The organism is Mesobacillus sp. (assembly GCF_047739415.1).
GTDB lineage: Bacteria > Bacillota > Bacilli > Bacillales > Cytobacillaceae > Mesobacillus.
The window spans coordinates 1-10,544 of sequence record NZ_JBIQOE010000268.1; the positions used below are offsets into that span (position 1 = coordinate 1).

General features: G+C 46.7%; 10 protein-coding genes and 1 pseudogene. 6 read left to right on the forward strand and 5 right to left on the reverse strand.

Annotated features, from left to right (window positions below):
- The 5 genes and pseudogenes from ACH0QE_RS20750 to hprK all read right to left on the reverse strand — a co-directional run.
- Window positions 1-101: pseudogene (locus ACH0QE_RS20750) on the reverse strand (acetyltransferase); the annotation flags it as partial.
- 1 nt (window position 102) lies between these two features.
- Entirely contained in the window at window positions 103-747 is a 645-nt protein-coding gene (gene ppaX / locus ACH0QE_RS20755; RefSeq protein ID WP_415802367.1) for a pyrophosphatase PpaX, read from the reverse strand.
- Window positions 737-1,681, reverse strand: a complete 945-nt coding sequence (locus ACH0QE_RS20760) for a nucleoside recognition domain-containing protein (RefSeq protein WP_415802368.1) — start codon at window positions 1,679-1,681, stop codon at window positions 737-739. The genes ppaX and ACH0QE_RS20760 overlap by 11 nt, the downstream gene beginning before the upstream one ends.
- A gap of 72 nt (window positions 1,682-1,753) precedes the next feature.
- A complete protein-coding gene (gene lgt / locus ACH0QE_RS20765; protein ID WP_415802369.1) occupies window positions 1,754-2,566 on the reverse strand; it encodes a prolipoprotein diacylglyceryl transferase in 813 nt (270 codons plus the stop codon).
- Between the two features lie 135 nt (window positions 2,567-2,701).
- The gene (gene hprK / locus ACH0QE_RS20770; RefSeq protein ID WP_415802370.1) at window positions 2,702-3,637 is read right to left on the reverse strand and encodes an HPr(Ser) kinase/phosphatase; all 936 of its coding nucleotides are present in this window, start codon (window positions 3,635-3,637) and stop codon (window positions 2,702-2,704) included.
- A gap of 272 nt (window positions 3,638-3,909) precedes the next feature.
- Between hprK and ACH0QE_RS20775 the strand changes: the two genes are divergently transcribed.
- The 6 genes from ACH0QE_RS20775 (at window position 3,910) to ACH0QE_RS20800 (ending at window position 10,168) form a co-directional block, all read left to right on the forward strand.
- Window positions 3,910-5,283, forward strand: coding sequence for a PTS transporter subunit EIIC (locus ACH0QE_RS20775; RefSeq protein WP_415802371.1), 1,374 nt, complete (start codon window positions 3,910-3,912; stop codon window positions 5,281-5,283).
- 81 nt (window positions 5,284-5,364) lie between these two features.
- Window positions 5,365-6,450, forward strand: a complete 1,086-nt coding sequence (locus tag ACH0QE_RS20780) for a DUF871 domain-containing protein (RefSeq protein WP_415802372.1) — start codon at window positions 5,365-5,367, stop codon at window positions 6,448-6,450.
- The gene (gene murQ / locus ACH0QE_RS20785; RefSeq protein WP_415802374.1) at window positions 6,431-7,345 is read left to right on the forward strand and encodes an N-acetylmuramic acid 6-phosphate etherase; all 915 of its coding nucleotides are present in this window, start codon (window positions 6,431-6,433) and stop codon (window positions 7,343-7,345) included. The genes ACH0QE_RS20780 and murQ overlap by 20 nt, the downstream gene beginning before the upstream one ends.
- Before the next feature lie 134 nt (window positions 7,346-7,479).
- On the forward strand, window positions 7,480-8,652 hold the full coding sequence (nagA, locus tag ACH0QE_RS20790; RefSeq protein WP_415802375.1) for an N-acetylglucosamine-6-phosphate deacetylase: 1,173 nt from the start codon (window positions 7,480-7,482) through the stop codon (window positions 8,650-8,652).
- A gap of 24 nt (window positions 8,653-8,676) precedes the next feature.
- Window positions 8,677-9,402, forward strand: a complete 726-nt coding sequence (nagB, locus tag ACH0QE_RS20795) for a glucosamine-6-phosphate deaminase (RefSeq protein WP_415802377.1) — start codon at window positions 8,677-8,679, stop codon at window positions 9,400-9,402.
- 40 nt (window positions 9,403-9,442) lie between these two features.
- Window positions 9,443-10,168 carry a GntR family transcriptional regulator gene (locus ACH0QE_RS20800; protein ID WP_415802378.1) on the forward strand — a complete coding sequence of 242 codons (726 nt, stop codon included), beginning with the start codon at window positions 9,443-9,445 and terminating at the stop codon, window positions 10,166-10,168.
- Window positions 10,169-10,544: the final 376 nt, after the last annotated feature.

Here is a 10,544-nt window from a genome sequence, read left to right on the forward strand (position 1 = left end):
ATGACGGCGAAATTTTTGACAACCTTCCAAAACGGGACGGTTTTATAAACATGCCAGAGAGAGTTTGCTCCTTCTACTCGATAACGAGTCGTCCTTCTCATGTTATACTCCTAAGATTGGCAGGATGTCAGCCATGTTCTCTAACATGTAATCCGGGTTGTACTGCTCAAGATGCTCTCTTCCCTTTATTGACCAGGCAACGCCCACTGTCTTAGTGCCGGCGTTTTTGCCGCCGAGAATATCATGGTGGTTATCTCCGACCATGATCGCACGGTCCGGCGAGGAACCAAGCTGCTCCAAAGCTTTTAACAGCGGCTCAGGATCCGGCTTCGCTTTTTCAACGTGATCGAGCGCGACGACAACCTCGAAAAACTCGTCCAATCCTGTCAGCTTCAAGCCCATTTGGACTACATCCGAACGTTTCGTGGTAACGATTCCTAAATGGAAACCGCTCTCCTTCAACGTTCGGACCGTTTCATACACTCCCTCGAATCCTTTTACCAAAAGGTCGTGATTAGCCAGGTTGTAAGTCCGGTAAGTGGTGATCATTTCTTCGTAGCCTTCCGGATCCAGCTTTTCGAATGATTCTTTTAAAGACGGCCCCAAAAACGGAAGGACATCCTCCCGTTTGTATTGGCCGGGATAATAGGTTTCCATTGTATGGAGAAAGGATGAAATAATTAGTTCATTTGTATCAATCAGCGTCCCGTCTAGATCGAACAGGACTGTATCTATTTTATTGCTCATATACTGCTTCCTTTCTTTTTGCGATATCCGCGCGGTTCCAGATGATCGCGACTGTGATTGTCAATACTATCGCCACACCAAGGCGGATCAGCAACAGCGGCAACACCGGAATTCCAAGCGGAACAAAAATCAAAGTATCTTCAACGACTGCGTGGCAGGCAACAAGGAAAATGAACGCAAGCGTGACATCCTTTTTGCTGACTCCATCCTCCTGGACTGCCTGGATCATCACGCCTGCGCCGTACGCAAGCCCGATCAGCAGGCCGGCTGCCATTGTCGTCGAGGTGTTCTCCTTCATGCCAAGCGCTCTTGTTGCCGGCGCCATCCATCTTGAGAAAACAGCAAGCCATTGCTTATCCTTCATGATTTGCACGACGACCATCAGCGGGATGACGATGATGGCCAGCTGGAATATGCCGATTCCCGCCTTGGTGATGCCTTCAAGCAGAATCGCTCCCCATCCGGAGACCTCTTCACTTTTAGACGGGACCATGCCATATTTTGCAATTTCAGAACCGCCGTTCCAAACAAGATTGATGACCACTGCTGATATGAACGCAAGCCCTAAGCGGACGAGGACAATTATCCACAGCTTGACTCCGACCTTGAGAGCTACACTCGATTCAACAAGCATATTATGTGAAAAGCTCAGCATTACTGCGATGATGAAGACCTCTTTTACAGTCAGGTCAAGCGTCAGGATCGCACCGATGGCCGCGTATAAATTAAGGAAGTTTCCGATGACAAGCGGAATCGCCGCATCTCCTGACAAACCGAGCAACGACATCAACGGCGTGATCAATTCGATTATCCACGGCAGGACAGGTGTATATTGAAGGATTGAAACAATCAGGGTGACAGGGAAAATGACTTTCCCGAGCGCCCAAGTCGTATTCAAGCCAACCATCAACCCTCTTTTCAATGTAGAACCCATCGAAGCATCTCTCCCATTTTTTAGCCTTAATTCATTTTATTTATAGGGCTTCTTTTTTAGTAATCCGAAATTCTAGTTCTCTAAATATCGTACTTTCGAATAACCCTTAACTCTTCTGAAAATCCATAAGCCGATTGCCAAAACAATCAACGCAATCGAGATTGTCTGTGCAATTCGCAATGATTCCGTCAGCATCAAGCTGTCCGTCCGCATTCCCTCAACAAAGAAGCGGCCGATCGAGTACCAGATGACATAGCTTAGGAAAATCTCTCCGCGGCCCAGGTTGACTCTGCGCAATGACATGAGCAGGATGAAACCGAGCAAATTCCAGATCGATTCATATAAAAATGTTGGGTGATAATAGGTCCCATTAATATACATCTGGTTGATGATGAACTCTGGCAGGTACAGGTTTTCCAAAAAAGCCCTTGTTACTTCCCCGCCATGCGCTTCCTGGTTCATGAAGTTGCCCCAGCGGCCGATTGCCTGTCCTAGAATGATGCTTGGCGCTGCGATATCAGCAAGTTTCCAGAAAGAAACATTCCTGGACTTCGTAAAGAAATATGCGGTTGCAACGGATCCGATCAACGCGCCGTGGATGGCAATGCCGCCATTCCATACCTTAAAAATCTCGCCAGGATACTGGCTGTAGTAATCCCACTGAAAAATCACATAGTAGAGCCTTGCAGATAGGATTGCGATCGGAATCGCCCAGAGCATCAGATCCGCAAAGATATCTTTTGGCAGATCGCGGCGTTCGCCTTCGCGCATCGCAATCCATAGTGCGAGCGCAATTCCAAGTCCAATGATGACGCCATACCAGTGCACCTCGATCGGCCCAAGCGAAAAGGCAATCGGGTCGATTGGCTGAATATTTTTTTCCATGTCAATTCCCCTTTATCTATATAGAAATCAGTCGTAACAACACTTTGGCTGTTCTTAATCAAACGTTTGATTAAGACTTTTTTTTCGTAAAATCTACTGCTGAGTGCCACAGTGATTCATGAAAAATTTCACTGCTTAATGTTCGTCATGGTCGCCGTCTTCGATGACGTCGGACAACCTGTTGGTGAATTGTTCAGCAGCATTGACACCCATGCGCTTCAGCCTGAAGTTCATTGCTGCTACCTCGATGATAACAGCGAGATTTCGGCCAGGACGGACGGGAATCGTCAGCTTGGTGATATCGGTGTCGAGAATTTTCATTTTCTCTTCATCAAGGCCCAGTCGGTCATATGATTTTTTCTGGTCCCAAATTTCAAGGTCTATGATCAGGGAAATCCGTTTATGTGAACGTACGGCACCAGCACCGAACAGCGTCATTACATTGATGATGCCTACGCCGCGGATTTCGAGTAGGTGCTCGATTAAATCAGGTGAGTTCCCGACCAGAGTCCCGATATCCTCCTGGCGGATCTCAACACAGTCATCCGCTACAAGACGGTGTCCCCTCTTTACCAATTCAAGCGCGGTTTCACTTTTACCGACACCGCTTTTTCCCGTAATCAGGACGCCGATTCCATACAGATCGACAAGTACCCCGTGGACGGCAGTGGTCGGTGCCAGCTTGCTTTCGAGATAGTTTGTCAGATGACTCGAGAGCCTTGTTGTTTTTTGCTTTGAACGTAAGAGAGGAACTGATTCCCTTTCGGCTGCCTCGACTAGTTCAACAGGAACCTCCATGTCTCTTGTGACAATGATTCCTGGCGTAATATCTGTACAAAGCTTTTCCATCCGCTCCGCCCTGTCGCGAGGGTTCAATTTTTCAAAGAAGGTCAGCTCTGTTTTTCCGAGAAGCTGCAGGCGCTCTGCAGGATAATATTCAAAATAACCAGCGATTTCTAGTCCTGGTCTTGAAATATCAGTCGTGGTGATCGGACGATTGATTCCTTCCTCTCCACTGATCAATTCCATGTCGAATTTCTTGATGAGGTCTTTAGTACGGACTTTTGGCAATGAAGTTCCTCCTTTATTAGAACGTAAATTTCCCACATGATCACAATACCTTTTATTTTAGCACTTTTTCATTAAGAACCAAATATAGGTGATAAAAAAACAGCTTAAGTTCGCTGATATCATCTAAATTGGTATTATCCACCTCTCCATGCTAGTACCAAAGCTATATTTTTCAGAAAAGGTATAGACAACTATACAGTAGAATTGTTATCATCATTTTGTAAGCGGATTCATTTTTTTCTGACTATTTTATCTTAAGAGGGGGAAACACCATGCGTAATGAAGAACGCCTGGCAAGAGAGATACTTGAGCAGCTTGGCGGCGCGGACAATATTGCTGATGTTGCTTCGTGCATGACCCGCCTGCGCGTCAAGCCGGCAGACTACAGCAAAGTCGATCTTGCTGGTATCAAGAAAATTGATGGCGTGCTCGGTGTCGTAGAAGAAGAGACATTACAGATTATTTTGGGACCTGGAATTGTCACTAAAGTGGCCAATGAAGTTTCCGAGATTACCGGCAAGACTGCCAGTCTCGTAGACGAATCCGACCCGGATCCTTTCGATGGACTTGCCGGCCGTACTAAGGACGAACTCAACAAGAAAAACGCGACTCCGTTCAAACTATTCCTGCGCAGAATCGCCAGCATCTTCATTCCGCTGATTCCTGCGATTGTCGCTTCCGGTTTAATTGCCGGGATTACCAATGTGATTGTTCGTTTTGGTGCTGACCCAGAATCGTCATTGATCCAGATTCTTAACCTGATTGGCTGGGGTATCTTCGGTTATCTTGGTGTATTCGTTGGTATCAATACTGCACGTGAATTTGGAGGCTCACCGGCCCTTGGCGGTGCTGCTGGTATTTTGATCATCAATCCTGGACTTGCGAACATCACCTTGTTTGGCGAAGCGCTCGTACCTGGACGTGGCGGTTTGATTGGTGTCATGCTTGCCGCTGTTTTCATTGCAATGCTTGAAAAACGGATCAGGAAATTCGTGCCGTCTTCATTGGATATTATCGTGACTCCTACTCTATCATTATTGATTACTGGTATTGCAACATTATTCGTTTTACAGCCTGTCGGAGGTTTCGTTTCTGACCTGATCACAAAAGGCTTGCTTGGGCTCATTGATATGGGCGGCATTTTTGCAGGCTTGATCCTTGCCGGAACATTCCTTCCGCTTGTTGTTACTGGATTGCATCAGGGCTTGACTCCAGTCCATATGGAATTAATCAATACCATCGGCGATGACCCGCTTCTTCCGATTTTGGCAATGGGCGGAGCCGGACAGGTTGGTGCGGCATTCGCGATTTACTTCAAAACAAAGAACGAACGATTGAAAAAGGTAATCAAAGGCGGACTTCCAGTTGGTATGCTTGGTATTGGCGAACCGCTGATTTTCGGGGTTACTCTACCGCTCGGCCGCCCATTCGTGACAGCATGTCTTGGCGCTGCAGTCGGAGGAGCATTCCAGGCATTCTTTAAAATCGCAACGATTGCCATCGGCGTTTCGGGTATCCCGCTTGCTTTCCTAGTCCATACAAATCAAATACTGCTCTACTTGCTTGGACTTCTGATTGCCTATGTATTCGGGTTCATCTTCACCTGGACGTTTGGCTTCAAGGAAGAAATGGCTAAAGGAATCTAGAATGCAAATAAAGAAAAGGAGGAGAGCTATTTTCCTCCTTTCTTCTTTTCTATTAATCTGTTTTGATTGGAGGGATTGCCCATGCTTGGCATTTCCGTATATTTGAAAAAGGATATGATGGAGAAAAATGCTGCCTGGATTGAAAAAGCGGCTCAATACGGACTGAATTCTATCTTTACCTCCTTGCATATTCCTGAAGATAATCCAGCTGAGTATAAAGAACTTTTACTAAAGCTTGGAGAACTTGCGAAAAAGCACAACATGGAGCTGATGGCGGATGTATCTCCCCGCTCATTGGATTACCTCGGGCTGGACTGGGATCATTATGATAAGCTGCTGGAATGGGGCTTGTCCGGAATCAGGGCTGATTATGGGTTCACATCACAGCAGGTTGTGGTGCTTTCGCATAAAATGAAGATTGGAATCAACGCCAGCACGGTAACTAGAGATGAACTTATGTCCTGGATTGATGCTGGTTTAAATACCGGGAACGTGGAAGCATGGCACAATTTTTACCCGCGCCCTGAAACAGGATTGGACAAGGAGTTCCTGATTGAAAGAAATAACATGCTCCGTTCACTCGGCATTACGACAATGGCTTTCGTTCCTGGGAACAAGGATTTGCGCGGACCTGTGTTTTCTGGTCTCCCAACGCTTGAAAAGCACCGCGGCCAGCTGCCGCATATAGCTGCTGCAGAGCTGATAGGTTCTTGTTTTACCGATAAGATCTTGATTGGGGATCATTCTGTATCGGATGAACAGCTGGAATTATTAACTTTCCTGGGTAAAAAAGTCATTCCGCTACGGATTGAGGCCGAGAACTCGGAGCACTCGGACCTATTGAGCAGAACTCTAACCAACCGAATGGATCCTGCCCGCGATGTCATCAGAGCAGTTGAATCACGGTCCTTCGCTTCAAAAGGAGAAAACCGGCTCCCTCCTTCTAATCAGCAGGAAAGGCAACGTGGGACGATAACGATCGACAACGAGTTATATGGGCGCTATGCAGGTGAATTACAAATTGCCGTCAATGACCTGCCACAGGATGAAAAAGTGAATTGCATCGGAAAAGTAATTCAAGAAGATTTGCCTTTGCTTACAGAGATTAAGGCAGGGCAACAATTTCAATTAATTGTGAGGGATGGAAATGGAGATCGCAAAGCTTAATACTGAACAGCAAAACCCGAAAACAATGAACATCGACTTGATGTCTACAGAGGACATCATCACAGTCATCAACCAGGAGGACACCCTCGTTCCGAACGTACTCGCAAGGCAGGTTCCGAACGTTTCGGAGGTTGTCGACAGAATAGTCGCTAGCTTCAAGAAAGGCGGCCGTCTGATCTATATCGGTGCAGGGACTTCCGGACGGCTCGGAATCATCGATGCTTCCGAATGCCCTCCGACGTTCGGAACCGATCCTGGGCTTGTTGTTGGGATTATTGCGGGAGGCAAGGAAGCGATGACCGAGGCACTTGAAGGTGTCGAGGATGACAAACAGCAGGGTCAGAACGATCTGGCAAACATCAATCTTACCGCTGATGACATCGTAGTCGGAATCGCTGCCAGCGGGCGCACCCCTTATACGATCGGTGCACTGGAGTACGCAAAGGAAATTGGTGCCCTGACTGTATCAGTCGTTTGCAGCAAGGATTCCGAAATGGAGAAAATCTCCGACCACACCATCTCCGCAGTCGTCGGTCCCGAAGTCATCACCGGTTCCACGAGGATGAAGGCCGGTACTGCCCAGAAGTTAATTTTGAATATGCTCTCCACCGCTTCGATGATCAAACTGGGCAAAGTGTATGGAAACCTGATGGTCGATGTCCAGATGACGAACGAAAAACTACATAATCGCGCCGTCAATATCGTCAAGATGGCAACCGGCGCTTCCGATGAAGAAGCAAGAGAAGCGATCAAGGAGCAAAACTATCATACGAAAGCTGCCATCCTCCAAATCACGACAGGACTCAGGGGAACCGAGGTAAAAGAACTATTGGAAAAGCACGATGGCTACCTGAGAGATGCGATCAGTAATTTTTACAGAGGGAGCGCAAAATAACTTTGTCTATACCACCATGGAGTTATTTCACATAAACTATCGTGGTATAGACAACCCCTGCAGGTATTTGTATAATTAGAGTGACAGAGGGTAAAGAAAAGAAGAACGAGGACATAACTTTCAGGTGATATAGAATGAATGATTTATTGCTAACCAACGCCAGTGTTTTAACACAAGAGGGCATGATTGAAAAAGGATTCATTTTTATACAGGATGGGAAGATTGCCGAAACAGGACTTGCCTCCTCCCTCCCCCAACACCAGGCCGAGGTCATCGAGCTTCCTGAGGACAGCATTGTTGTCCCGGGGTTCATCGATGTACATATCCACGGTGCTGGCGGAGCGGACACGATGGATGCCACCATTGAAGCCTTGACGACGATGGCGTCAATCCTGCCCGAGGAAGGAACAACGAGCTTCCTGGCAACGACAATCACCCAGGATCAAAAGGCAATTATGAAAGCATTGGAGAATGCTGCCGATTATATCAGCCACCATAACAAGCCAGGTAAAGCCGAGGTGCTCGGGCTGCATTTGGAAGGACCATTCATCAATGAATCCCGCAAAGGAGCACAGCCTTCAGAACACATCATCCTACCGGATATCTCATTGTTCTTGAAAATGCAGGCGGCTTCCGGCAATAATATCAGGCTCGTGACACTTGCTCCGGAAAAAGAAAATGGCTGCGAGCTTATTGCATACCTGGCTGAGAATGAGGTCATTGCCTCGGTTGGCCATTCGGATGCCAGCTACGGACAGATGGCTGAAGCAGTGAAGGCAGGAGCTACCCATGTGACCCATTTGTTCAATGGCATGCGCGGGATGCATCATCGAGATCCGGGGGTCGCCGGTGCCGCTCTGCTGTTTAATGAATTAAAAATAGAGATGATTGCAGACGGAATCCATGTCGTTCCCGAAATGCTCGATCTATCGATTCGCGCCAAAGGGACGGATGGTGTCATTTTAATCACTGACTCAATGCGAGCAAAATGCCTTAAAAATGGCAGCTATGATCTCGGCGGACAGGAAGTCAGTGTTGCAGATGGAAAAGCACTTTTAGCTGATGGCACGCTCGCTGGAAGCATTTTGAAAATGAAAGATTCTTTGAAAAACATGATGCACTTCACAGGCATCAGTCTTGAAGAAGCAGTGAAGCTAGCCAGTGAAAATCCCGCCAGGCAGCTGAAAATTTTTGACCGGAAAGGAAGCATTGCTTCAGGAAAAGATGCAGACCTTGTCGTACTTGATCGTAACCATGAGGTTGCTATGGCGTTTTGCCGGGGAGTCGCCAGCTTTACCCGTTCATAACAGCTTTGAAAGAGGTGACAACGTATGAAACTGATTACAACTTCAAATTACGAGAAGCTTAGCCAGCAAGCTGCAGAGGAAATCATCTCACGAATCAATAGAAATCCTTCTCTCAACCTTGGACTTGCTACCGGGAGTACACCAACCGGCCTTTATCAGGAGCTCATCAGAGACCATAAACAAAACAAGACCTCCTACAAGGAAATCAACACGTTCAACCTGGATGAATACATCGGCATCCCGAAAAAAGACCGTAATAGCTATCACTACTTTATGTGTGAATATTTATTTGAGCACATTGACATTCCGCTTGAGCAGACGCATATTCCTGATGGAACAGCGAAGAATCTCGACGAGGAATGCAGACGCTATGAACAGTTCATTAATGAGCATGGCGGCATCGACCTGCAAATTCTCGGGATTGGACAGAACGGCCATATTGGTTTTAACGAGCCAGGAACACACTTTGACAGCCGAACGCACATCATCGACCTGGCAGAAAGCACACGCAAAGCGAACTCAAGATTTTTTGAATCACTGGAAAACGTTCCTAAGCAAGCAATCACCATGGGGATTGCCTCGATTATGGACAGCAAGGAAATCTTCCTCCTTGTTTCCGGTGCTTCCAAGGCAAAAGCACTCGCTACTTTAGTGAATGGCGATGTCAGCGAAGATTTCCCTGCCTCTGCTCTCAAAAACCATGGAAATGTCACGATTTTCGCTGATAAAGATGCGACAGCATTGCTTTAAGCATCTTCTGAAAAATTGCAAGCAGTCAGGAGAATGACCTATGATTGATAAAAATTCACCAATACCAATTTACCACCAGCTCGAGGAGTATATAAAAGCCCAGATTGATAATGGCGACCTCCAGCCAGATGAAGCCATTCCATCCGAACGCGTCTATGCCGATATGTTCCAAATTAGCAGGATGACCATCAGGCAGGCATTGACGAACCTTGTGAATGATGGATATTTATACCGACAAAAAGGCAAAGGCACGTTCGTGAATAAAAAGAAAGTCGAACAGCGCCTCCAGGGATTGACAAGTTTCACCGAAGATATGAAAGAACGCGGACTTACCCCGGGAAGCAGACTGGTTTCTTTTGAAATTATCCCGTCCGGACGGGAAATAGCCGAGCGTCTGAAGCTCAATGAAAATACACCAGTATACGAAATCAAACGCGTCAGGCTTGCAGACAATGTTCCGATGGCCCTTGAGACTACCTATCTCCCGGCTAATCTGGTTAAGGGGTTGACAGAGGAAATCATCAACCAGTCACTTTACCAATACATTGAAGAAAAACTATCGCTAACTATCCATGAAGCTACACAGCAAATCGAAGCATCTATTGCAAAGGAACAGGAACTACGCCTTCTTGAAATCGAAAAAGGCTCCCCTGTCCTGCTGATTCTCAGGACTTCGCATTTAAAGGATGGCACCCCATTCGAATTCGTCAAATCAGCCTATCGAGCTGACCGATACAAATTCGTGCACACCATGCAGCGCGGTTGATTTATTTGCAGAGATCCAATCCGGGTCTCTTTTTTAAGTTCTTGGCTCCGTCAAAGCTTGATTTTCATTTTTAAACTCTGTTGATTGAAGTGGAAGGTGCGTAGACTCCTGCGGGATCAGCTGGCCAGGTGAGACCCCGCAGGAGCTTGCGACGAGGAGGCTCAGCGCCAGCCCCGCGGAAAGCGAAGCGCCTGGAACGGAAATCAACGGCCAATTTTTCCGGCATTTTTAAAAAAATAAAAAGAGGGTGTCCAAAAGTTTATACCTTTTGGGGCATCCTTTATTTGTATATCGCTTCGTTAATAGTCAGTTTCGATTTCAGCAGTGTTTTGACAATTGGCTTAATGATTGGTTCCTACGAGTGAATATATTTCCT

Bases quoted from the DNA above. Each gene is read 5' to 3' on its own strand.
- ppaX (WP_415802367.1), bottom strand. From the start codon at position 747: ATGAGCAATAAAATAGATACAGTCCTGTTCGATCTAGACGGGACGCTG.
- ACH0QE_RS20760 (WP_415802368.1), bottom strand. From the start codon at position 1,681: ATGGGTTCTACATTGAAAAGAGGGTTGATGGTTGGCTTGAATACGACT.
- lgt (WP_415802369.1), bottom strand. From the start codon at position 2,566: ATGGAAAAAAATATTCAGCCAATCGACCCGATTGCCTTTTCGCTTGGG.
- ACH0QE_RS20775 (WP_415802371.1), top strand. From the start codon at position 3,910: ATGCGTAATGAAGAACGCCTGGCAAGAGAGATACTTGAGCAGCTTGGC.
- ACH0QE_RS20780 (WP_415802372.1), top strand. From the start codon at position 5,365: ATGCTTGGCATTTCCGTATATTTGAAAAAGGATATGATGGAGAAAAAT.
- murQ (WP_415802374.1), top strand. From the start codon at position 6,431: ATGGAGATCGCAAAGCTTAATACTGAACAGCAAAACCCGAAAACAATG.
- nagA (WP_415802375.1), top strand. From the start codon at position 7,480: ATGAATGATTTATTGCTAACCAACGCCAGTGTTTTAACACAAGAGGGC.
- nagB (WP_415802377.1), top strand. From the start codon at position 8,677: ATGAAACTGATTACAACTTCAAATTACGAGAAGCTTAGCCAGCAAGCT.
- ACH0QE_RS20800 (WP_415802378.1), top strand. From the start codon at position 9,443: ATGATTGATAAAAATTCACCAATACCAATTTACCACCAGCTCGAGGAG.